Annotated in this window: 21 protein-coding genes and 1 tRNA gene; 3 read left to right on the top strand and 19 right to left on the bottom strand. The window is 58.0% G+C overall.

The genetic code is table 11. From position 1 onward, the window contains the following. The 18 genes from RSF91_RS17455 to rpsB all read right to left on the bottom strand — a co-directional run. Window positions 1–203: carbamoyl phosphate synthase preATP-grasp domain-containing protein (locus RSF91_RS17455; protein WP_332569611.1), on the bottom strand; the 203-nt coding region annotated here is incomplete at its 3' end. Continuing rightward, complete coding sequence (carA, locus tag RSF91_RS17450; RefSeq protein ID WP_332569610.1) at window positions 196–1,368, bottom strand: glutamine-hydrolyzing carbamoyl-phosphate synthase small subunit; 1,173 nt, start codon at window positions 1,366–1,368, stop codon at window positions 196–198. The genes carA and RSF91_RS17455, both read right to left, overlap by 8 nt. 171 nt (window positions 1,369–1,539) lie before the next feature. Beyond that, entirely contained in the window at window positions 1,540–2,331 is a 792-nt protein-coding gene (locus RSF91_RS17445; RefSeq protein WP_332569609.1) for a TrmH family RNA methyltransferase, read from the bottom strand. A gap of 108 nt (window positions 2,332–2,439) precedes the next feature. Beyond that, the gene (gene rnhB, locus RSF91_RS17440) at window positions 2,440–3,171 is read right to left on the bottom strand and encodes a ribonuclease HII (RefSeq protein ID WP_332569608.1); all 732 of its coding nucleotides are present in this window, start codon (window positions 3,169–3,171) and stop codon (window positions 2,440–2,442) included. Next, window positions 3,134–4,276 carry a lipid-A-disaccharide synthase gene (gene lpxB / locus RSF91_RS17435; RefSeq protein WP_332569613.1) on the bottom strand — a complete coding sequence of 381 codons (1,143 nt, stop codon included), beginning with the start codon at window positions 4,274–4,276 and terminating at the stop codon, window positions 3,134–3,136. The genes rnhB and lpxB overlap by 38 nt, the downstream gene beginning before the upstream one ends. A gap of 130 nt (window positions 4,277–4,406) precedes the next feature. After that, window positions 4,407–5,204, bottom strand: a complete 798-nt coding sequence (gene lpxA / locus RSF91_RS17430) for an acyl-ACP--UDP-N-acetylglucosamine O-acyltransferase (RefSeq protein ID WP_332569607.1) — start codon at window positions 5,202–5,204, stop codon at window positions 4,407–4,409. 6 nt (window positions 5,205–5,210) lie between these two features. Beyond that, the gene (fabZ, locus tag RSF91_RS17425) at window positions 5,211–5,651 is read right to left on the bottom strand and encodes a 3-hydroxyacyl-ACP dehydratase FabZ (protein WP_099736395.1); all 441 of its coding nucleotides are present in this window, start codon (window positions 5,649–5,651) and stop codon (window positions 5,211–5,213) included. After that, a complete protein-coding gene (gene lpxD, locus RSF91_RS17420; protein WP_332569606.1) occupies window positions 5,651–6,652 on the bottom strand; it encodes a UDP-3-O-(3-hydroxymyristoyl)glucosamine N-acyltransferase in 1,002 nt (333 codons plus the stop codon). Before lpxD ends, fabZ begins: the two co-directional genes overlap by 1 nt. Window positions 6,653–6,668: 16 nt before the next feature. Beyond that, a complete protein-coding gene (locus RSF91_RS17415; RefSeq protein WP_099736393.1) occupies window positions 6,669–7,175 on the bottom strand; it encodes an OmpH family outer membrane protein in 507 nt (168 codons plus the stop codon). Next, window positions 7,175–9,490: an outer membrane protein assembly factor BamA gene (gene bamA, locus RSF91_RS17410; protein WP_332569605.1), complete on the bottom strand. Its 2,316-nt coding sequence runs from the start codon at window positions 9,488–9,490 to the stop codon at window positions 7,175–7,177. The genes RSF91_RS17415 and bamA overlap by 1 nt, the downstream gene beginning before the upstream one ends. A gap of 43 nt (window positions 9,491–9,533) precedes the next feature. Next, window positions 9,534–10,904, bottom strand: a complete 1,371-nt coding sequence (rseP, locus tag RSF91_RS17405; RefSeq protein ID WP_332569604.1) for an RIP metalloprotease RseP — start codon at window positions 10,902–10,904, stop codon at window positions 9,534–9,536. 101 nt (window positions 10,905–11,005) lie between these two features. Then, window positions 11,006–12,184 (bottom strand): 1-deoxy-D-xylulose-5-phosphate reductoisomerase, encoded by a 1,179-nt coding sequence (gene ispC, locus RSF91_RS17400; RefSeq protein WP_332569603.1) that lies wholly within the window; start codon window positions 12,182–12,184, stop codon window positions 11,006–11,008. Then, window positions 12,181–13,038 carry a phosphatidate cytidylyltransferase gene (locus RSF91_RS17395; protein ID WP_332569602.1) on the bottom strand — a complete coding sequence of 286 codons (858 nt, stop codon included), beginning with the start codon at window positions 13,036–13,038 and terminating at the stop codon, window positions 12,181–12,183. The genes ispC and RSF91_RS17395 overlap by 4 nt, the downstream gene beginning before the upstream one ends. 14 nt (window positions 13,039–13,052) lie before the next feature. Beyond that, window positions 13,053–13,790, bottom strand: coding sequence for a polyprenyl diphosphate synthase (gene uppS / locus RSF91_RS17390; protein WP_332569601.1), 738 nt, complete (start codon window positions 13,788–13,790; stop codon window positions 13,053–13,055). 24 nt (window positions 13,791–13,814) lie between these two features. Next, window positions 13,815–14,375, bottom strand: coding sequence for a ribosome recycling factor (gene frr / locus RSF91_RS17385; RefSeq protein ID WP_099736387.1), 561 nt, complete (start codon window positions 14,373–14,375; stop codon window positions 13,815–13,817). Between the two features lie 36 nt (window positions 14,376–14,411). Continuing rightward, a complete protein-coding gene (gene pyrH / locus RSF91_RS17380) occupies window positions 14,412–15,134 on the bottom strand; it encodes a UMP kinase (RefSeq protein ID WP_332569600.1) in 723 nt (240 codons plus the stop codon). A gap of 93 nt (window positions 15,135–15,227) precedes the next feature. Beyond that, complete coding sequence (tsf, locus tag RSF91_RS17375) at window positions 15,228–16,118, bottom strand: translation elongation factor Ts (RefSeq protein WP_169106826.1); 891 nt, start codon at window positions 16,116–16,118, stop codon at window positions 15,228–15,230. Window positions 16,119–16,226: 108 nt separating this feature from the next. Continuing rightward, complete coding sequence (rpsB, locus tag RSF91_RS17370; RefSeq protein ID WP_332569599.1) at window positions 16,227–16,979, bottom strand: 30S ribosomal protein S2; 753 nt, start codon at window positions 16,977–16,979, stop codon at window positions 16,227–16,229. A gap of 227 nt (window positions 16,980–17,206) precedes the next feature. Here rpsB and RSF91_RS17365 point away from each other — a divergent pair, with 227 nt between their 5' ends. Both RSF91_RS17365 and RSF91_RS17360 read left to right on the top strand, forming a co-directional pair. Continuing rightward, window positions 17,207–18,595 carry an amidase gene (locus tag RSF91_RS17365; protein WP_332569598.1) on the top strand — a complete coding sequence of 463 codons (1,389 nt, stop codon included), beginning with the start codon at window positions 17,207–17,209 and terminating at the stop codon, window positions 18,593–18,595. Between the two features lie 98 nt (window positions 18,596–18,693). After that, window positions 18,694–20,268: an NAD(P)H-hydrate dehydratase gene (locus RSF91_RS17360; protein WP_332569597.1), complete on the top strand. Its 1,575-nt coding sequence runs from the start codon at window positions 18,694–18,696 to the stop codon at window positions 20,266–20,268. 182 nt (window positions 20,269–20,450) lie between these two features. Here the strand turns inward: RSF91_RS17360 and rnr are convergent, their stop codons facing one another. After that, the gene (gene rnr, locus RSF91_RS17355) at window positions 20,451–23,390 is read right to left on the bottom strand and encodes a ribonuclease R (RefSeq protein ID WP_442878883.1); all 2,940 of its coding nucleotides are present in this window, start codon (window positions 23,388–23,390) and stop codon (window positions 20,451–20,453) included. Between the two features lie 61 nt (window positions 23,391–23,451). Here rnr and RSF91_RS17350 point away from each other — a divergent pair. Further along, window positions 23,452–23,536: transfer RNA gene (locus RSF91_RS17350), tRNA-Leu, on the top strand. Window positions 23,537–23,732 lie beyond the last annotated feature (196 nt).

Raw genomic sequence — 23,732 nt, 5'->3', positions numbered from 1 at the left:
GGCTCGATGTAGGTGACGTCCGCAGTCGCGGGGTCGGTCATGATCGTGGCAGGGTTGCTGTTGATCAGGATGACCTTGTAACCCTCTTCGCGCAGGGCCTTGCAGGCCTGCACGCCGGAGTAGTCAAACTCGCAGGCCTGACCGATCACGATGGGACCGGCGCCAATGATCAGAATGCTTTTGAGGTCGTTGCGCTTAGGCATTGTTGTGTTTCTCCATCAGCGCTGTGAAGCGGTCAAACAGATAGCCGATATCGTTGGGGCCGGGCGATGCTTCGGGGTGACCCTGGAAGCAGAAGGCGGGCACATCGGTGCGCTCCAGACCTTGCAGCGTGCCGTCAAACAGGCTGATGTGCGTGGCGCGGGTGTTGGCTGGCAACGACTCGACTTCCACCGCAAAACCGTGGTTCTGGCTGGTGATGCTGACGCGACCGGAGTCCAGATCCTTCACAGGATGGTTGGCACCGTGGTGGCTGTTTTGCATCTTGAAGGTCTTGGCACCGGAGGCCAGGGCCATGATCTGATGACCCAGGCAGATACCAAACAAAGGCATCTTGGCAGCCATGATCTCTTGTGCAGCAGCAATAGCGTAGTCGCAAGGTGCGGGGTCGCCAGGGCCGTTGGAGAGGAACACGCCATCGGGGTTCATCGCCAGCACATCCTTGGCAGAGGTCTGGGCGGGCACGACGGTCACGTCGCAGCCACGCTCGGCCAGCATGCGCAGAATGTTCTTCTTCACGCCAAAGTCATAGGCCACGACCTTGAACTTGGGTGCTTCGAGCTTGCCGTAGCCTTGGCCCAGTTTCCACTCGGTTTCAGTCCATGCATAGGACTTGTCCGTGGTCACAACCTTGGCCAGGTCCAGACCCTTCATGCTGGGGGCGGCCTTGGCAGCGGCAACAGCTTCGTCGATCTTGGCCTGCGTCACGGCTTCGCCGGCAGCCAGACCCACGATCGCACCGTTTTGTGCGCCTTGATCTCGCAGCAGACGTGTGAGTTTGCGGGTATCGATGTTAGCAATAGCCACAGTGTTGCCAGCAATCAGGTACTCCGACAGCGTTTGCTCGCTGCGGAAGTTGCTGGCCAGCAATGGCAGGTTCTTGATGATCAGACCTGCGGCATGGATCTTGTCAGCCTCGACGTCCTCGGAGTTGACGCCATAGTTGCCGATATGCGGATACGTGAGTGTCACGATCTGCTGGCAGTAGCTGGGGTCAGTGAGGATTTCTTGATAGCCAGTCAGCGAAGTGTTGAAAACGACTTCACCAACGGTGGTGCCTTGCGCACCAATCGAGTTGCCAATAAAGACCGTGCCGTCTGCGAGCGCCAGAATGGCGGATGGGAAGTTTCCCTTGAGAGACAAAAGCACAGGGTTCTCCGGTTTTTTAATTACGGTTACGCCCAACGAAGCCCCGGCATGTGTGCTGGGACATTTTGTCTGCAGGGAATGGCGAGGAAGCGTCGCTAGGCGTATGAAGGAATGCTTGAAAGCCGCCCATTATAGGGGTGGTCGGCTACAGCCCCTTGAAATGCCTCGGGATTACCCTCTTCGCAGGAGCATGCTTACGCTGCTTGCATGCAGGCAAATTGCAGCTGCCGCACCCACATTGAGTGATTCCTCACCCCCCGGCTGAGCAATGCTGATGCGATGCGCTGCCATCTCCATCAAGGCATCGCCAACGCCCTGCCCTTCATGACCCATGGCCCATGCGCAAGGCCAGGGAAGATTGGCTTCATGAATCAATGTCCCCTGATGAGAGCTGGTCACTATCAGCGGCACGCCCAGCGACTGGACATCTTCAATCGAAGCCGCCTCCACCAGATGCAGACCAAAGTGCGCACCCATGCCTGCGCGCAGCACCTTCTGACTCCACAGCGCAGCCGTACCCTTGAGTGCCACGATCTGCGTAAAACCAAAGGCCGCCGCACTGCGCAAGATGGAGCCCACATTGCCCGCATCTTGCACGCGATCGAGCAGCACGGTGGCCACGCCGGGCTGCACCTGCACACTTGCATCCCAGTCCATCACATAGCCCATGCGCGCGGGGGATTCCAGACTGCTGATTTCATCGAACAGCGCATCAGCCATCACTATGACTTTACTAGCTGCTTGCGCCCATTCCTCGGGCGCTTGAGGCCAAAAAGACTGCGCAAAGACAGCAGTTTTAGGCTTCAAACCACGCGCCAGTGCAGCGCGGCACAGGTGGTCGCCTTCGAGCCAGACCTGACCCTGCTTGCGATAGGCAGTGCTGTCTTGCGAGAGGCGGCGCAGCTCTTTGACGAAAGCGTTGTCGCGCGAATGAATTTCCGTGACTTGAGGGCGTGCAGTCATGTCAACCTCTGGATAAAAAAAGAAAACCCGGCCTGCTCATGCCTGCCGAGCTTGAATGATCTGAAGATAAAGCGCCTGAGCCAGCCCTGTGCCGCACTCAGGTTTACGTTAGGCGTACAGCGACACCTGCGACATCTGCAAAGTGGAGGTAACGCCCGAGATCCCCGTCTCGCACAGCACAGGCAGCGCCATGCCACCCTCGCACACCTGCCCGGCCAGCAAGACTTGCGCCACCGGCGAGAAAGACCGGCGATGCTCTGCCGTCGCGCCATGGGTGCGCAGCGCCGCAAGGTGGGCCGCCGTGCCATAGCCCTTGTGACCTGCAAAGCCGTATTGCGGATATTGGGCATCCAGCCGCTCGCACCAGCGGTCACGCGTGACCTTGGCCAGAATGGACGCTGCCGAAATCGCCTGCACCAGCGAATCGCCCTTGACGATGGCCTCGGCCTGCACATCAATTTGCGGCAGCTGATTGCCATCGACCAGCACCAGCACGGGCTTGAGGCGCAAGCCCATCACCGCGCGGCGCATGGCCAGCATCGTGGCCTGAAGAATATTGATTTCGTCAATTTCCTGCACCGAAGCCTGCGCTATGCAAAAGCACAGCGCCTTGGCGCGGATTTCGTCATACAGCACCTCGCGGCGGTTGGCCGTGAGCTTTTTGGAGTCGTTCAGGCCCGCAATGGGCTTCATGTCATCCAGAATGACGGCCGCCGCCACCACCGGGCCCGCCAGCGGGCCGCGCCCAGCTTCATCCACCCCTGCAACCAGCCCGGGCGGATGCCAGGGCAGGTTATCTTGCTCAAGCAGCAGGGGAGGCAATGATTTTTTCGATCGCATGGGCAGCCAGTTCGGCAGTATCTCGGCGCAGTTCGTGATGTAGCGCGGTGAAGCGCTCAACCAGCGCTTCAATGGTGACAGGAGAATCCTGGCTGGCTCTGAGCCAGCCCAGTGCGGCTTGCGCCAGTGCCTCGGGGGTTGCGGCGTCTTGCAGCAACTCGGGCACGACAAAATCGCCGCACAGAATATTGGGCAGCCCCACCCAGGGCTGGAGCTGCTTGCGCTTCATCAGGCGCCAGCTCCAGGGGTGCATGCTGTAGCTGATGACCATGGGGCGCTTGTAAAGCGCGGCCTCCAGCGTGGCGGTGCCGCTGGCAATCAGCGTGCAGTCGCAGGCGGCCAGCACATCGTGGGACCGGCCCTTGACGATGAGCACCTTGTCCGCCATGCCAGCCTCAGCAGCAATGCGTTTGACTTCCTCGAACAAGGAAGGCACCGCAGGCACTACGATTTTTGTAGCTGGCAGCGCTTTCTGCACCAGCGCTGCAGCCTTGAAAAAGCCGGAAGCGATATAGCGCACTTCAGAGCGGCGGCTACCGGGCAGCAAAGCCAGCACCAAGCCCTCTTCAGGCAAACCCAGCCGGGCACGCGCCGCAGCGCGATCGGGGTGCAGCGGAATGACCTGAGCCAGCGGGTGACCTACATAGGTCGCCTCAATGCCGTGCTGGGCCAGCAACTCTGGCTCGAACGGAAAGATGCACAGCACATGGTCAGCCGCACGGCGGATCTTTTCGATGCGATCAGCACGCCAGGCCCAGATGGAGGGGCAGACGAAGTGCACGGTTTTAACGCCTGCCTCGCGCAGCTTGGTTTCAAGACCCAGATTGAAGTCCGGCGCATCCACCCCCACAAAGACCGAGGGCGGGTGCGCAATCAGGCGCTGGCGCAGCTTTTTGCGGATACCAAGCAACTCAGCCACGCGGGCCAGTACTTCCCAGCTGTAGCCGTGCACGGCCAGTCGCTCGGACTGCCACCACGCATCAAAGCCACGCTCCTGCATCTTCTCGCCGCCAATGCCCATCGACGTTGCATCGGGCCAGCGCTGACGCAGGCCATCGAGCAGCAAGGAGGCGAGCAAATCGCCCGAAGCCTCACCCGCCACCATGGCAATGCTGGGCGCTACGGAGTCTGCAGCAGCTTGCGCTATCTGGTTGGAGGTTTCAGAGCTATTCACGTCTCAATCTTTGGTAGAAGCGGCGCTAGCCGCTATCAGTTTTGCAGTGCGTGAGGCGTACTCAGCGCGCAATACCGCGTGTCGACGCAGTCAAAAAGGCCTGCATGCGCTCTACATCCTGCACGGCCTCGGGCCTATCAGCCTTCATGGCATCAATCGCCTGCTTGGCCGCTTCCAGCGTCAAGCCCTGGCGGTACAGCAACTTGTGCATTTGCTTGACGGCTGCCAGTCGCTCCGGCGTAAAACCACGGCGACGCAGGCCTTCGGCATTGAAGCCGCGCACTGCCAGCGGGTTGCCGTCCACCATCATGAAGGGCGGCACATCCTGAGAAATATGACTGGCAAAACCCGCCATCACATGGGCACCGATGTGGGTGAACTGATGCACACCCGTCAGGCCGCCCAATATGGCCCAGTCATCCACATGCACATGACCCGCCAACGTGGCGTTGTTGGCCAAAATGGTGTTTTTGCCCACGATGCAATCGTGAGCAATATGCACATAGGCCATGATCCAGTTGTCGTCACCGATCGTGGTCTCGCCGCGGTCCTGCGCCGTACCCAGATTGAAGGTACAAAACTCGCGCACCGTGTTGCGATCACCGATCACCAGCCGCGTGGGCTCGCCTGCGTACTTTTTGTCCTGGGGCTGAGCACCCAGCGACGCAAACTGGAAAATCTGGTTGTCGCAACCAATGGTGGTCGCACCTTCGATCACGCAATGCGCCCCCACCTTGGTGTTGGCACCAATGCGCACATCCGGCCCGATGACGGCATAAGGCCCCACCGATACCGAGGTATCAAGCTGCGCCGCAGGGTCAATAACTGCAGTGGGGTGAATCAAACTCGCTGACGCCATCAATACTTATCCCACGTGGCGCATGGTGCACATCAGTTGTGCTTCAGCCGCCACTTCACCGTCCACGCTGGCGACAGCGTTGAACTTCCAGATGCCGCCGCGCACGCGGTCGATGGTGATTTCCAGAGCCAGCTGATCTCCCGGTACCACGGGGCGCTTGAAGCGTGCGGAATCAATACCCACGAAGTAGTAGATATTGTTTTCATCGGGCACCTGACCCATGGCATCAAAGGCCAGCAGGCCTGCGGCCTGCGCCAGGGCTTCAAGAATCAGCACGCCAGGCATGACGGGACGACCAGGGAAGTGACCTGTGAAGAACGGCTCGTTAAACGTGACGTTCTTGATCGCCTTGATGCGAGTGTTGCTCTCAAGCTCCAGCACCCGGTCCACCAGGAGGAAGGGATAGCGGTGAGGCAGTTGCTTGAGAATTTCTTGAATATCCATCATCAATTTCCGTTGTTGCTTCGCTGACCCTCAGCCAGCGTTTGTTCAAGCTTTTTGATGCGCTCACGGAGCGTATACAGCTGCCTGAATGTTGCAGCGTTCTTTTCCCATTGCTCGTTTTCTTGCAACGGAAAGATGCCTGTGTAAAAACCTGCCTTGGGCAAAGAACGAGTGACCATGGAAGTCGGTGAAATCACCGTTCCATCCGCAATCGTCAAGTGCCCCAGAATATTTGCTGCGCCGCCAATCTGGCAACGCTTGCCGATGCGAGCACTGCCCGCAATACCGGTATTGCCAGCAATCACCGTATGCGCACCAATGTGCACGTTATGGGCAATTTGTACGAGATTATCAATCTTGACGCCGTCTTCAATGATGGTGTCATCCAGTGCCCCGCGATCTATGCAGGTGTTGGCACCAATTTCCACATCATTGCCAATGCGCACGCAGCCCAGCTGCTCAATCTTTTCCCACTGACCTGCCGAGGGTGCAAAGCCAAAGCCGTCCGCACCAATCACCACGCCAGCATGCACAATGCAGCGCTCGCCCACCACACAGCTATTGCTGATGGTGACGCGCGACTTGAGCACTGTATCTGCGCCAATCACTGCGCCCGCTTCCACCACACACAGCGCCCCGACATAGGCCGTTGCATGTACTTGTGCAGACGCATCGACAACGGCCGTGGGATGAATGCCTTGCAGCTTTCCGCCTTGCTGATGCGCCTTCCACCACTGGGTGGCCCGTGCAAAATACGCATATGGGTCAGCCGTGACGATGCAAGCACCGCGCTGCGCCGCTTCATCACGCAGAGCAGGAGCCACAATGACACAAGCCGCCTGAGAGGCGGCCAGTTGCTGGCGATAGCGGGGATTGCTTAAAAAGCTCAGATCACCATGGTCTGCGGAGTCCAGTGGGGCGATGCGAGAAATAGTCATCTCGCGATCGCCACCCACCAGTTCTCCGCCGAGCGCATCGAGAATTTGCCCCAATAGAACGCTCACAAAAGTATCCTTGAGATTACTTTGCGCCGTTCAAAGTCTTGATCACCTTGTCTGTGATATCAAACTTGGGGTTGATATACACAGCTTCTTGCAGGATCACGTCGTACTTTTCAGCTTCGGCAACTTGTTTAACCACCTTGTTCGCACGATCCAGAACTGTTGCCAGTTCTTCGTTCTTGCGGGCGTTCAGGTCTTCCTGGAATTCACGACGCTTACGCTGGAATTCACGATCCTGATCCACCAGCTGACGCTGACGCGAAGCGCGCTGGCTTTCAGCCATCGTAGGAGCTTCACGCTCGAACTTGTCCGAAGCAGTCTTCAAGGTGTTGCCTTGATCGACCAGTTCTTTTTCGCGCTTGGAAAACTCCTGCTCAAGCTTGGCTTGGGCAGCCTTGGCTGCAGATGCTTCACGGAAGATACGATCCGTATTCACAAAACCTGCCTTGAATTCCTGTGCATGCGCAGAGACGGCCATTGCGCCCAGCAGCACAGCCAGAGAAAGATGGCTAGAGAGAGATTTCATTAGAAAGATGTTCCGATTTGGAATTGCAGTTTCTGGATTCTATCGCCGGTTTCCTTGCGAATAGGCTGAGCATAAGCCAAACGCAGGGGGCCCAAAGGCGAAATCCAGCTAATACCGATACCTGTGGAGGCACGCAGGGAGTTCAACTCCATGCTCTCACCTTCCGCCCATACATTACCCACGTCTACAAATGTAAACAAACGCAGGGTTCTGTCATTGCCAGCGCCGGGAAACGGCACCATGAATTCACCATTCAGAGTCAGCTTGCGTGTACCGCCAAGCGCCAGATTCGTATTCACGCTATCACGGCGACCCAGCGAGCCTTGTTCAAAGCCACGCACCGATCCCAGACCACCAGAATAGAAGTTCTTGAAAATAGGATATGGATTTCCGCCAATACCCTTACCCCAGCCCAGTTCACCATTCAGCGCAATCGTGTACTTCTTGTTCAGGGGAATGTATTGCTGGATCTGGTAATTGGCCTTCATGTAGCGCATATCGCTGAGGAAAGACGCTTCCAGATTCAGGCGCTGATAACGACCGGCATTAGGTGCCAGCGCGCTGTCACGATTATCACGAGACCATCCCAAAGTCAGAGGAATACCCGTCTTGGAGCAACCCGTATTGGATGTAGCCGTACCGCCGCAATACTCGCTGTAGACACCTTGCATATACGAACCAGGCCTGATTTCATTGCCTTCAACACCGGCACCAAAGAAGATGGTATCCACCTCACTGAACGGTACCCCAAAGCGCACGCTTGCGCCTTTGGTGATGATCTTGTAAGCAGCGTCATCATAGTAAGGGCGCGTTGTACGGTAGTACAGATCGTAAGTGCGCGAGATGCCTGTATCCGTGAAATACGGATTGGTGGTCGAAACCACCATGGTGCGGTTGTACTTGCTGGTATTGACGTCCAGGCCCAGGTAATTACCGGAGCCAAAAACGTTTTCCTGCTTGATACCAAAAGACAGCGAAACCTTTTCAGCGCTGGAGAAACCGGCACCCAGCTGAATCGAGCCTGTGGGCTTTTCAACCACATTGATCATCAGATCAACCTGATCGGGCGAGCCCGGTACTTCCTGCGTTTCAATATCCACTTGCGTGAAGAAGCCCAAACGGTCAACGCGGTCACGCGACAGCTTGATTTTCTGGCCGTCATACCAGGACGCTTCGAACTGGCGGAATTCACGGCGAATCACTTCATCGCGAGTCTTGTTATTGCCACTGACGCTGATACGGCGAATATAGGCGCGGCGCGAAGGCTGGGCCTGCAGGACGATGTTCACGCGATTATTGGCGCGATCAATTTCAGGCACCGCTTCAACCTTGGCAAAGGCAAAGCCAAAGTTACTGTAATAGTCGGTAAAAGCCTTGATGGTTTCAGAAACCTGGTCGGCGTTGTAGGGCTCACCGGGCTTGATCTTGACCAGAGACTTGAACTCATCGTCACGATCCAGGAAGTTTCCGTCCAGCTTCACGCCGGAAACCACGTATTGATTGCCTTCGTGCACATTGACGGTCAAGCCAATGTTCTGCTTGTCTGGCGAGATGGCAACCTGTGTGGACTCCACACGGAATTCCAGATAGCCACGCTGCAGATAGTAGGAGCGCAGAGACTCCAGATCGGCATTGAGCTTGTTGCGGGCATAACGGTCCGACTTGGTGTACCAGCTCATCCAGTTGCCGGTGTCCTGATCGAACAGTTCCTTGAGTGTGGACTCCTTGAATGCCTTGTTACCAACGATATGAATTTCGTTGATCTTGGCAGGGTCACCTTCGGAGACAGTGAAAGTCAGGTTCACACGGTTGCGCTCAATAGGCGTCACCGTCGTCACCACTTCCGCGCCGTACAGGCTGCGGTTGATGTACTGACGTTTGAGCTCCTGCTCCGCACGGTCTGCCAGCGCCTTGTCGAATGGGCGGCCATCAGCCAGACCCACATCGCGCATGGCCTTGGTCAAGGTGTCCTTGTCGAACTCCTTGGTGCCGGCAAAGTTCACTTCGGCAATGGTGGGGCGCTCTTCAACGACCACAACCAGCACATTGCCATTGGCTTCCAGACGGATGTCTTTGAACAGACCCAGAGCAAACAACGAGCGAATAGCGGCTGCGCCCTTTTCGTCGTTGTAGTCATCTCCCACGCGCAAGGGCATGGATGCGAAGACCGTACCAGCCTCTACACGCTGCAAGCCTTCGACGCGGATATCTTGAACCTTGAAGGGCTCCAGTGCCCATGCTGCCTGCGCAGCTAAAACCATAGCAGCCAAGGCAGTTGCAGAGCGCATGCCCAAGCGATTGAAATGTTTTTTCATGAGTGGAAATCGCCGCGAGTGCGGCCTACCGTAGCGGTAAAAGTTAGCCCCAGAGCCGATTGATATCGTTGAAAAAGGCGATTGACATCATCAACAGGATTACTGCCACGCCTGCGCGTTGCAGCCTTTCGGCCCAGACATCGGAGACGCTCCGCCCCGTCACGCCTTCCCAAAGATAATACATCAGGTGCCCACCGTCGAGAACGGGTAATGGTAGCAGGTTGAGAACGCCCAAACTGATGCTGATGAGTGCGAGAAACGACAAGTACTGAACCAGACCCATGCTGGCAGACTTTCCAGCGTAATCGGCAATCGTCAAAGGGCCGCTGATATTTTTGAGCGAGGCCTGACCAATCACCATACGGCCCATCATGCGCAGCGTCATGGAAGACAGCTCCCAGGTCTTCTGCACACCAGCACCCAAGCCATCCCAGAAGCCGCGGCGCACCTGAACCATTTCGGGCTGGCTGCCGATAAACGCATTCACACGGGCGCTTGCAGGCTGGCCTTCCTTACCAGCCACAATTTCTGGCTGAACTTGCAAAGTGATGCGCTGCCCAGCACGCTCAATCACCCAGGTCTGCACATCCACATGACCTGCGGCGCCAGAAGCACGAATGGCAGCACGCACCTGCGCACCATCCAGCGCTGGCTGGCCATTGATGCTGATAATGACATCGCCCTTTTTCAGTCCCGCCTTATCGGCCGGGCCACCAGCAACCGCATCTTCAATGACTGGGCTGCTCCAGGCGCCCTGCAAGCCGACTTTTTCAAAGAAGGCGGCATCAGGCTCTTTTTGCTGCAAAGCAGCAAGATTCAACGGCACCACGCGAGCAGCGCCATTGGGTTGCTGCACAACTTCCAGCTGCAGCGTTTCACCTTCAATCGCCGCCGTGGTCACCAGCCAGCGCAAATCGCCCATAGCGCGCACAGGCTGCCATTCCTGGCCGCCGACAGAGACTCTTTGCACCCATTCACCGCTCTGCACGCCCGCCGTTTGCAGCAACGACCCAGCAGGTGGAGCCGCCAGTCGTGCAGCGGGCTCGCTCATGCCCAGCCAGTTCACTGCTGCCAGCAAAGCAATGGCCAACACCAGATTGGCAGCAGGGCCCGCAGCCACGATGAGTGCACGGGAGCGCAGGGGCTGGTTATTGAAAGCGAGGTGTTTTTCTTCGGGCTTAACGTCACCTTCGCGCTCGTCGAGCATGCGCACATAGCCACCCAGCGGCAGTGCAGCCACCACATATTCGGTGCCAGATTTTTTACTGGTCCAGCTCAGCAAAGGCTTGCCAAAACCCACGGAGTAGCGCAATACCTTGACGCCACAGGCGACCGCCACGCGGTAGTGCCCCCACTCGTGCACCGCGATCAGAATTCCAAGAGCCACAACAAAAGCGACAACAGTCAGCAGCACCTGAACTCCTTTATTCGAATGTCAGTTTGGAGTGCGCAATGAGCGGCAAGTTCAATCGCCGCCCACGCATATCTTGCACTTACCCAATACTTTGCAGCAGATCAGCAAGCCCACTGCTGGGCAATAACACCAGCGCGCTCTCGCGCACGTGCATCCAGAGCCATCAAGTCTTCCAGAGTGGAGACTGCGCCGGGCTGCACAGATTCAAGCGTCTGCAGATTCACCGCATGAATGCGGTCAAACGATAAGCGGCGATCCAGGAATGCAGCCACCGCGACTTCATTGGCCGCATTCAGCACCGTGGTTGTACCTTCAGGTGCGCGCAGCGCCTGCCAGGACAGGTGCAGACTGGGGAAGCGCTGAGCATCAGCCTCTTCAAAGGTCAGCGCAGCCAGCTTGGCAAAATCAAGCACGGGCGTGCCGCTGGCAATGCGCTCCGGCCAGGCCAGACCACAGGCAATAGGCACGCGCATATCGGGCGTACCCAGTTGCGCCAGCACGGATGAATCCTTGAACTGCACCATGGAGTGCACGATCTGCTGGGGATGGATAACGACCTTGATTTTCTCCGGCGCCATGTCGAACAACCAGCGCGCCTCGATCACTTCCAGCGCCTTGTTCATCATGGTGGCAGAGTCCACCGAGATCTTGCGGCCCATGGAGAAGTTAGGGTGAGCACAGGCCTGCTCGGGCGTGATCTGAGACAGAGTTGCCGGATCGCGCTGGCGGAACGGACCACCTGATGCGGTCAGCAACAAGGAATCAACGCGATCAGCCCAGGTGCTGCTGTCTTCAGGCAAGCACTGGAAGATGGCCGAGTGCTCGCTGTCAATCGGCAGCAGCGTCGCGCCATGGCGCTTGACGGTATCCATGAACAAAGCACCGCCAACAACCAGAGCTTCCTTGTTGGCCAGCATCAGGCGCTTGCCGGCCTTGGCCGCCGCCAAGCAGGGTGCCAGACCCGCTGCCCCCACAATCGCGGCCATCACGGCATCGACATCGGGATGAGACGCTATTACTTCAAGAGCATCTTGCGCTTGCAGTACTTGCGTTACAAGCCTATTTTGCTTGATTTTCTCAGCCAGCTGCTGCGCATGAGGTGCGCTAGCCATCACCGCAAAGCGCGGCTTGAACTGGGCGCATTGCTTGAGCATCAGATCCACTTGCGTGGAAGCGCTCAAGGCAAAAATTTCGTATTGATCAGGGTGGCGCGCCACCACATCCAGGGTATTGGTTCCGATAGAACCGGTAGAGCCCAGAACCGTGATTTTCTGTTTCATGGATGCACAAAGGATGAGAGCATCATCGCCAACGGCAGCGTGGGCAGGAGCGCATCAATGCGATCCAGGACACCACCATGGCCGGGCAGCAAGCCGCTGCTGTCCTTGACACCAACGCTGCGCTTAATGAGGGATTCGACCAGGTCGCCCACCACACTCATCGCAGCCATAAACACTGCAGCCAATAGCAGGAACCAAAGCCCGCGCGACTGCAGCACCGAATAGAAACTAGGAACGCTGACCCCATAGTGGCGATCAGCCCAGCTCCAGACCAGAGCCAGAACAATCACCCCCAGCATGCCGCCCCACACACCTTCCCAGCTTTTACCGGGACTGATGGAGGGCGCCAATTTGTTCTTGGTGAATTTGAGTCCGAAGGTGCGGCCCGCAAAATAGGCAAACACGTCGGCCACCCAGACCAGCACCAACACCGACATCAGGTAATTGATACCAATATTGCGGGCCTGCACCACCGCCATCCACGACAGCCACAGAGCCAGCACACCACCTACCAGACGCACTGCCGACGGGATATGCGGCCAGCCGGCTACGCCTGCACGAAGCATCAGCACGCCGCCGAGCACCCACAAGGCACCGGCAATCAGCCAGACAGTCGTCAAGGACTGGTCAAGCCAGCCCGCCCACCAGGAGCCTGCGCACATCGCGGTGCAGATGGCACCCAGCACCAGAGAACCGGTCTGCCCAAAACCATTGAGGCGCCCCCACTCCCAGGCACCGGCCGCCATGAACACCAGCATCAGCACGGCAAATGGCACGCTGCTGCCCGAATAAAACAATGCGGGCAACAGGATGGCCAGCAAAATCAAGGCGGTAATGACGCGCTGCTTGAGCATGGCACCTCTTGTAGTTAAACCGTCTGAGTGACGGCGGACGATGGTTGAATTTGTTCTGAAGTCTGGCCAAAACGCCGCTCACGACCACTGAACACGGCAATAGCCTCATCCAGTGCAGCCTCATCAAACTCGGGCCACAGGGCATTGCTGAAGAACAGCTCGGTGTAGGCAGCTTGCCAGAGCAGAAAGTTGCTAATGCGGGTTTCACCGCCGGTGCGAATCATCAGATCCGGGTCCGGCACATGCGCCAGAGCCATGGCTCGGTCCAGATTCTCGGGCGTCAGCTCTATCCCTTGCGCCACCAACTTTTGCGCGGCCTGGGCAATATCCCAGCGACCGCCGTAGTTGAAGCACACATTGAGAATCAGGCGCGTGTTGTGCGCCGTGGTGCGCTCCGCCTCTTGCAGACCTGCGCGCACCTTGTCGCTCAAGCCTTGGCGGTCACCCACGAAGTACAGACGCACGCCATCACGACTGAGTTGCGCGACTTCCTTGGCCAGAGCCGATGCCAGCAGGCTCATGAGGCCGGAGACCTCCTCCTGCGGACGATTCCAGTTCTCGGAAGAAAACGCAAACACCGTGAGAACCTGCACGCCACGCTCTACGCAAGCGCGAGCACAGCGGCGCAGGGACTCCACGCCTTGCTTGTGACCCGCAAGGCGTGGGAGCAGTCGACGCTTGGCCCACCGCCCATTGCCGTCCATGATGACGGCGATATGGCGCGGAACCGCGCCGTTTTTTGAGGATGTCAAAAGTGCAAGTCCTGTGGCCAAGCCTCAGACCGCCATGATGTCCTGCTCTTTGGCAGTCACCAGCGCGTCGATCTCGGCAATGTGCTTGTCGGTGATCTTCTGGATGTCAGCTTCAGAACGCTTCTGATCATCTTCAGAGGCTTCCTTGTCCTTGACCAGCTTCTTCACACTTTCGTTGGCGTCACGACGCAGATTGCGAATCGCAATCTTGGAGTTTTCGCCTTCGTTGCGAGCCAGCTTGGTCATTTCCTTGCGGCGCTCTTCGCTCATGGGAGGCATGGGCACGCGGATCAGGTCACCCAGCGATGCGGGGTTCAGACCCAGATCGCTTTCGCGAATAGCCTTCTCCACCTTGGCGCCCATGGGCTTTTCCCAGACCTGCACGCTAATGGTGCGCGAATCCAGCAGGGACACGTTAGCCACCTGGGACAAGGGCACCATGGAGCCGTAGTACTCCACGTGAATCGTATCCAGCAGTGCGGGATTGGCACGACCTGTACGCACGCGTGAGAGGTTGTTCTTCAGAGCCTCGATGGATTGACCCATCTTGGTTTCAGTGTTCTTTTTGATTTCAGCAATCGTCATGTTCTTGTTCCTTTGCGGGCAGTAGGCGGCAAACGCTCAAGCGTACACCAGAGTGCCTTCGTCTTCACCCATGACCACGCGCAGGAGTGCGCCGGGCTTGACGATGGAGAACACACGGATTGGCAGCTTCTGGTCACGGCACAGCGCAAAAGCGGTAGCGTCCATGATGCCCAGATTGCGGGAGATGGCTTCATCAAAAGCCAGCTTGTCGTAGCGAGTCGCTGTGGAATCCTTCATGGGATCGGCCGTGTACACGCCATCCACCTTGGTGGCCTTCAGAACCACTTCAGCGCCGATTTCGGCACCGCGCAGCGCAGCGGCTGTATCGGTGGTGAAGAAGGGGTTGCCTGTACCTGCGGCAAACACCACAACCTTGCCCTCTTCGAGGTACTGCAGCGCCTTGGGGCGCACGTAGGGCTCAACCACTTGCTCAATCGCAATCGCAGACATCACACGGGCGGTCATGCCCTGCTTGTCCATGGCATCAGCCAGAGCCAGCGCGTTCATCACGGTTGCCAGCATGCCCATATAGTCGGCCGTTGCGCGGTCCATGCCGACCGAGCCACCTGCCACACCACGGAAGATGTTGCCGCCACCGATCACTACGGCGACTTGCACACCCACCTTGGTCACTTCCCCGATTTCAGACACCATGCGCTCGATCGTGGCACGGTTGATGCCGAACTGGTCATCTCCCATTAACGCCTCCCCCGACAGCTTGAGCAAGATTCGCTTGTGGGCTGGTTTGGCGTTGGACATGGTGTTTCTCCGATGGAAATTAAATAAGTATGAAAACGGGAGGGGAATAAATCAATCGCGGCTCAAGGCCGCGATTGTTGCTAAGGCTTAGATTTAAGCGCCAGCCTTGGCTGCAGCCACTTGGGCAGCCACTTCAGCAGCGAAGTCGTCAGTCTTCTTCTCAATGCCTTCGCCCACCACAAACATGGTGAATGCCTTCACGGTTGTGTTGGCAGCCTTGAGCATCTGAGCCACAGTTTGCTTGCCGTCAGCAGCCTTCACGAAGACCTGGTCAGCCAGGGAAACTTCCTTCAGGAACTTCTGCACGGAACCGTCAACCATCTTGGCGACGATGTCAGCAGGCTTGCCGGATTCAGCAGCCTTGGCTTCAGCCACAGCGCGTTCCTTGGCGATCAGATCGGCAGGCACGTCAGCGGAAGTCAGAGCCACGGGCTTCATGGCGGCCACGTGCATTGCCACGTCCTTGGCAGCAGCAGCGTCGCCTTCGAACTCGACAACCACGCCAATGCGTGTGCCGTGCACGTAAGCAGCCACGGAGCCGTTGAAGGCCTTGAAGCGGCGGAAAGACATGTTTTCGCCGATCTTGCCGATCAGGCCCTTGCGCACGTCTTCCAGAGTGGGGCCGAAACCGTCTTGCTCGTAGGCCATAGCGCCCAGAGCTTCCAGATCTGCGGGGTTGTTTTCAGCGACCAGCTTGGCAGCGGCGTTAGCCATGGCCAGGAAGCTGTCGTTCTTCGACACGAAGTCGGTTTCGCTGTTCACTTCGATCAGGCCGCCCTTGCCGCCGTCGATGAAAGCAGTCACAACGCCTTCAGCGGTCACGCGGGAAGCAGCCTTACCAGCCTTGGTACCCAGCTTGACGCGCAGCAGCTCTTCAGCCTTGGCCATATCGCCATCAGCTTCAGTCAGAGCCTTCTTGCATTCCATCATGGGGGCGTCGGTCTTGGCGCGCAGTTCAGCGACCATGCTTGCAGTAATTGCCATCGTATTTCTCCAGTATCAGTTCGATTCGTTACAGGATTTCGGCTAAAAAAACGGGGCTACTTAGAGCCCCGCTTTTTTTCGCGATGCGGTCGCGCAGCCGGACTTCGCTTAGGCGGCGGACGCTTCCACTTCCACGAATTCGTCGCCGTTGTCGCCAGCAGCTGCCTTCACCACGTCGTTCAGACGGGCTTCACGGCCTTCCAGGATCGCGTCAGCGATACCGCGGGCGTACAGCTCGACTGCCTTGGCGGAGTCGTCGTTACCAGGGATCACGTAGTCGATACCTTCGGGGTTGTGGTTGGTGTCAACCACGCCGACCAGAGGAATGCCCAGCTTCTTGGCTTCAGCGATAGCGATCTTGTGGAAGCCCACGTCGATCACGAAGATGGCGTCGGGCAGACCGTTCATGTCTTGAATGCCGCCGATGTCCTTCTCCAGCTTTTCCAGTTCGCGAACGAACATCAGCTGTTCCTTCTTGGACATAGCTTCCAGGCCAGTTTCTTGCTGAGCCTTCATGTCCTTCAGACGCTTGATAGAAGTCTTCACGGTCTTGAAGTTGGTCAGCATGCCGCCCAACCAGCGCTGGTCGACGAAAGGCACGCCAGCGCGCTTAGCCTCTTCAGCCACCATTTCGCGGGCTTGACGCTTTGTACCGACCATCAGAACGGTGCCGCCGTTAGCTGTCAATTGCTTGACGAACTTCTGGGCGTCCTGGAACATCGGCAGCGACTTTTCCAGGTTGATGATGTGAATCTTGTTGCGGGCACCGAAGATGAACGGAGCCATCTTGGGATTCCAGAAACGAGTTTGGTGACCAAAGTGGACGCCGGCTTCCAGCATCTCGCGCATTGTTACTGCCATGTTAATTACCTCAAAGGTTGGGTCTAAAATCCGGCCCAACGATTGCAGCGCCCCATAAACGGGAAGCCGCAACACCTTGAATAGGCCGGTTTGCTATTTGCCTTGCTGACCTGAATGCGAGAGCTGTAGCAGGCAAAAGCGCCGCTGCATCAACCACCCTCAGAGCTTTTCAAGTTACCCCTCACGGACTAACCCTTAGCAAAGCCGCAAAATTTTAGCACACTGCCATGCAATTCGACCTCAGTCACGCAGCTCTTGAGATTCGCGAAGGCCGCAACAGCGCCTCAAACCTCATGCAAATGAGCATCGCAGCCGCGCAAAGCCCTCTGTGCGCCCATGTTTTCAGCCAGACTTTTTTTGACAAAGCTCGCTGGGCCGCCGCAGAAACACCAGCAACAGCCCCTTTGGCGGGCTTGGCTATTTCCGTCAAAGACTTGTTTGATACCCAGAACTCAACCAGTGCAGCCAGCTCACTCGTGCTGCAGGATGCCCCTGTAGCCCAGGCCGATGCCGCCGCCGTTGCCCGCCTGATTGCCGCAGGCGCCGCAATCATCGGCCGCACACACATGGTGGAGTTCGCTTTCTCAGGCGTGGGCGTCAACCCGCACTTTGGTACACCCGCCGCACTCGATGCCCGCCACCCCGCCAATCCACAACTGGCACCCTCGCGTCCGGCGCGCATTCCTGGCGGCTCTTCGTCTGGCGCAGCAGTCTCCGTCGCCAGCGGGGCTGCATGGGCAGCACTCGGCTCAGACACTGGCGGCTCCATTCGCATTCCCGCTGCGCTCAATGGCCTGGTGGGTTTCAAAAGCACCGCGCGCCTGGTGCCTACCGATGGTGCAGTGCCTCTGTCCCCCACACTGGACACCGCCTGCGCCCTGACCCGTAGCGTGCGTGATGCCGTGCTGATTCATGAAATTCTGGCCGACTGCAAGGTCGCCAAGGATGATCGCGGCCTGAGCCAATGGCGCCTGGCCGTACCCCGTGCCGTGTTTTTTGATGACATCGAGCCCGCCGTTCGCACCGCCTTTGATCGCAGCATTGCGCAGTTGCAAGCCGCAGGCGCACAAATTGAGTGGATTGATCTGCCAGAGCTGCATGAGCTGGACCGCGTCAACGTCATCGGCGGCTTCTCGCCCACCGAGAGCTATGCCTGGCACCGCCACTTTCTGCAAGACCCCGAAAAAGCGGCGCTGTACGACCCGCGCGTGCGCTCCCGCATAGAGCGCGGCGCTCGCATGAGTGCGGCCGACTATCTGGACTTGCTGGCCGCCCGCAAAAACTGGATCGCCCAGATGCAAAGCGCCATCGCACCGTACGATGCCCTGCTATCACCCACCACCCCCATCGCGGCGCCCACCATTGCCTCGGTAGCTCCAGCCGATGGCAAAGATATCGCAGCCGATGCCCAGCGTGATAAAGAATTTGTGCGCGTCAACGGTCTGCTGCTGCGCAACACCAGCGTGGTCAACATGCTGGATGGCTGCGCCCTGTCACTACCCTGCCACAACGCCGACGAACTGCCCATGGGCCTGATGGTCTGGCACGCGGCCCTGCACGACGATGACGTGTTGAACATCAGCGCAGGCATTGAAGCTGTTTTGAATTCAAATTAACTACTATTTTGATAGCTGCTAGCGCTTATCAATAAAGCGCTATCGGCATAAAACATATCAAATTTCAGAAATATGCAGCCTGACGCTATGCTCAATTCATGCTGCGCATTTCCTCCCTCGACACTCCTCCCGCATCCATCTCTGGCAATCAAGGCTGGCCGCTTTTCAGCACCGCAGCCACCCACCAGATAGAGCGAGCCTGCGCAAGCCGCCTGCCACCCCACACCTTGATGGAGCGCGCAGGCCTTGCCATTGCACGACTGGCCACAGCCATCGCCCCACATGCACAGCGCATCTGGATTGCCTGCGGCCCCGGCAACAACGGCGGCGATGGGCTTGAGGCTGCCGCTCAACTCCAAGCGCGGCTACCGCACACGCGCATCATGGTCAGCGAAGTGCGCGAGCCCAGCCAACTGCCAGCAGATGCACAAATCTCCTGGAACAAAGCCCAGCAAGCAGGCGTGCGCTGGGTCAACAACTGCCCCAGTGACCTGAGCCCGCAAGACCTGTGCATAGATGCACTACTGGGCATAGGCCTTAAGCCTCACGCTGGCCGCAAGCCCTCAGACGCACACCAGCGCCTGCAGCAATTACTCGAGCAAATCACCCAATGCGCTTGCCCGGTGCTATGCGTCGACATTGCTTCAGGCCTTGATGCAGATACCGGCCAATATCTGCCGGAGTTTGCACCCCACCCCCTTAGCCACCCAAGTCAGTGGCACACGCTGGCTCTGCTGACATTGCAGCCCGGCCTGTTTACAGCACAAGGCCGAGATGCCTGCGGGCAAATCTGGTGGGATGACCTGGGTTGCGGCATTGCCCGCCATCGGGCGGACGCATCCACTCCTCCACCCCTGGCACATCTCCGCACCATTGCCAGTTTGCAGACCCAGCGCCGCCAGCACACCAGCCACAAAGGCAGTTTTGGCGATGTCGCCGTGCTAGGCGGCGAAGGCCTGAGCCAGCGCGGCCTTTCCATGACGGGCGCCGCATGGCTGGCTGCACTTGCAGCCCTGCACAGCGGCGCAGGTCGCGTCATGTTGGCTCTTCTCGATGAGTCACACCCTCAAGGCATTACCCCCTGGCCAGAAATCATGCTGCGCCAACCATCTACCCAGGACTGGAGCCAGCCTACGGTAGTTTGCGGCTGCGGAGGTGGCGAAGCCGTGCAAGCATGGCTGCCGCACATATTGGAGCAAGCCCCACAACTGGTACTGGATGCCGACGCCCTCAACGCCATTGCAGCCAACCCTGCGCTGGCCCAGCAATTGACTGCACGCGCAGCGCGCCAGCAACCCACGATATTGACGCCCCACCCACTCGAAGCCGCGCGCCTGCTGCAAACCAGCACAGCCGCCATTCAAGCCAACCGCCTGCAGGCCTGCCTGCAACTGGCGCAAAAATTTCAGTGCACAGCCTTGCTCAAGGGCTCAGGCACGGTGATTGCCAATGCTCAGCGGCAAATCTGGATCAATTCCAGCGGCAACCCTCGTTTGGCTACGGGCGGCACAGGCGATGTGCTTGCCGGGCTGATCGGCGCGCTATGGGCGCAAGGCAGCAATGCTGACGAAGCAGCCATTCAAGGCACCTTCAAACACGGCCACACTGCAGATCAATGGCCTGCAGATCGACCTTTCAGCGCCAGTGCGCTGGCCATGCATCTCAAGCAGTAAGAGTGGCCAACACAACCCAGTAAACCCAAGGTTTCTGGCTGCGACAAGGCGCGAAGCTACAGACAGTACAAAAGGACGACAAGGCAATGCAGCGCTATAGCAAGAGTTGTGTTCGCAGCACTCAATAAAAAAAGGCCTTGCCGTTATCTGGCAAGGCCTTTTAGCTATCAATACAGGACTAATTAAGACTCAGTCTTGCGCTTGCTAGTCTTGGCTGCAGGCTTGGCCTTGGCCAATGCCGCTTTGACGGGAGCCGCCTTGGTCGAAACTGCCTTGGCTGAAGCTACTTTGGTTGAAGCTGCCTTAGTTGACGCCGCCTTAGCCGCAGGCTTTGCTGCCGCCTTCACAGGCGTTTTAGCAGGCGCTTTTTCAGTGGCTTTTTTAGTCTCACCCGCAGAAGTCTTCGTCGCCGTTTTAGCGGTTGCCTTGGCTGTCGCCTTTACAGGTTTAGCGGCCTTGGCAGGTTCCGCAGATACAGCGGACGCCACAGGAGCGGAAGGTGCCAGCAAAGCTGCAACCTTCTTTTTAGGCGCGGACTTGCCTGTTGCCTTAGCTTCCGCCTTAGTTACTGGCTTAACTACCGTCGCGGCAACCTTAGCCGCAGATTTGCGCGGCTTGCTGGCGACTGGGGCAGGCACCGCTGCCGGGGCGGGCACCGCTGCTGGAGCAGAAGGCTGCACCACCACAGGTGCAAGCTTGGCTGCCCGACGCTCGCGGTCATACTCAGCTTCCAGCGCCGCCAGATTCACGCTTTCGTGCAAAGGCTTCTGAGCCTCTTTGCGATCTTTCCAGCTCTTGTTCTGCTCGGGGGCTCGCGCTGGGGCGGGCGACTGGGCTGCATTGCGCTGCGCACGGTTGGACTTGGCATCCCGGCGGCTCCACTTATCACCGCTACCACGCTCATCGCGCGGTGCACGTGGCTCACGGTTATCCCGGCCGTCACGACCATCGCGTCCGCCACGGTTTTCGCGGCGACCACGGCCGTCATCCTTACCCTGAGTACGAGCACCGCCACCATGACCAACACTGCCGTTGCTCTTAGCGGCACCACTTGCACTGTTGCTGCGGGGCAATTGCACCGGTGCATCTTCCCCGTCACGCAACAGACGGAAGTCAATGCGGCGGCCATCCAGATCTACACGACTGACCTGCACGCGCACTCGCGCGCCAATGCCGTAACGCACTCCTGTGCGCTCGCCGCGCAACTCCTGGCGCGCCTCATCAAAACGGAAGTAATCGCCACCCAGCTCGGTGATGTGCACCAGCCCCTCCACATACATGGCATCCAGCGTCACAAAGATGCCGAAAGTAGTGACCGAAGAAACCACACCCGAGAATTCTTCACCCAGATGCTCGCGCATGTATTTGCACTTGAGCCAGGCTTCCACATCACGACTGGCTTCATCGGCGCGGCGCTCATTGGCACTGCAGTGCAGACCCGCAGCTTCCCAAGCCTGAAAGTCCTTGGCTGCAGAGCGCTTCTTGCGCGGCTTTTGATCAGGTGCGACCACACGCGACGCGAGGCGCTTAGCCATCTTGGCCTCGGCTTCGCCAGGCTCTGGCAAGTTAGGCAACTTGTAATGCGTGCCATTCAACTCCGCCTTGATGACACGGTGCACCAACAGGTCGGGGTAGCGACGAATCGGGCTTGTGAAGTGGGTATAGGCCTCAAACGCCAAGCCAAAGTGGCCCGAGCCTTCCGGCGTATAGAAGGCCTGCATCATGGAGCGCAGCAGCATGGTGTGAATCTGCTGGGAGTCAGGGCGATCCTTGGTGGCCGCGGCAATCTGCTGGAACTCCTTTGTGGTCGGATTCTCGCTGATGCTCATGCTCACCCCCATGGCCTTGAGATAGTTGCGCAGGATTTCCTGCTTCTCCATCGAAGGCTTGTCGTGCACACGAAACAGACCCAGCTGACCGCTCTGATCGATAAAGTCAGCACTGCAGACGTTGGCCGCCAGCATGGCTTCTTCAATCAGCTTGTGCGCATCATTGCGGGTTCGCGGAATGATTTTTTCGATGCGACCGTTGTCGTCGCAGACGATTTGCGTTTCTGTGGTCTCAAAGTCCACCGCGCCGCGCACTTCGCGTGCCTTGAGCAGCGACTGGAAGACGCCATACAGATTCAGCAGATCTTGCACGCGGTCTTTGCGCTTGGCAGCTTCCTGACCACGGGTATTGGCCAAAATAGCCGCCACCTCGGTATAGGTAAAGCGCGCGTGACTGTGCATGACCGCCGGATAGAACTGATAGGCGTGAATTTCGCCCTGCGACGTGATCAACATGTCGCAGACCATGCACAGACGATCCACATCAGGATTGAGCGAGCACAGCCCGTTGCTGAGCTTTTCCGGCAGCATAGGAATCACGCGGCGCGGGAAATAGACGCTGGTAGCGCGGTCGTAGGCATCTATATCAATGGCGCTGCCCGTGGTCACATAGTGACTCACATCTGCAATCGCTACTAACAGACGCCAACCCTTGCTGTTGCCCACCTTGGCAGGCTCGCAATACACGGCATCGTCAAAGTCGCGCGCGTCTTCGCCGTCAATCGTGACCAGAGGAATATCTGTCAGGTCAATGCGCCCTGCGTGATCAGCGGGCAGCACCTTCTCGGGCAAGGCCTTGGCCTGCTCCAGACAAGCTTCTGAAAAGATATGCGGCACGCCGTATTTGCGCACCGCAATTTCAATTTCCATGCCGGGGTCATCAACCTCACCCAGCACTTCAACAATGCGGCCCACGGGCTGACCAAACAGCGCAGGCGGTTCTGTCAGCTTCACGACCACGATCTGCCCGACCTTGGCCGAGCCTGTGGCCTTGGCAGGAATCAGAATGTCCTGACCATAGCGTTTGTCTTCAGGGGCGACCAGCCACACGCCGCTCTCCTGCAAAAAGCGACCAATGATGGGCTGGTCGGGGCGCTCCACAATTTCCAGCACACGCCCTTCGGGACGGCCACGGTGATCTTGACGCGCAATGCGCACCTGAACTTTGTCCTTGTGCAGCACCGCACGCATCTCGCTGGATGGAAGGTAAATGTCACGCTCGCCATCGTCACGAACGACAAAGCCATGCCCGTCGCGGTGGCCCTGCACAGTGCCCAAAACTTCTTCATTCATACCGGCAACTTTTTCGCGAGGGTTCATTTTCTTGATATACAATCTATGTCTTTCCTGAGATGCCCAGGTGGCGGAATTGGTAGACGCACTAGTTTCAGGTACTAGCGGGTAACTCCGTGGAGGTTCGAGTCCTCTCCTGGGCACCAAGTTTAACGACAACCAACCAAGGTTTAGATAAACTTGAAAAACATTCTGACATTCAGATGGTTTTTACAGCTCTACGGCATCTCAAGAAAATTTGAAGATTCGGATTGAACGCAAGAAATTGCGCTACAATACGAGCTTCCCTGAAAGCCCAGGTGGCGGAATTGGTAGACGCACTAGTTTCAGGTACTAGCGAGT

Source organism: Comamonas sp. (assembly GCF_036643215.1).
In the GTDB taxonomy this organism is placed as follows: domain Bacteria; phylum Pseudomonadota; class Gammaproteobacteria; order Burkholderiales; family Burkholderiaceae_C; genus Comamonas.
This window is presented reverse-complemented; position numbering and strand designations above follow the sequence as displayed.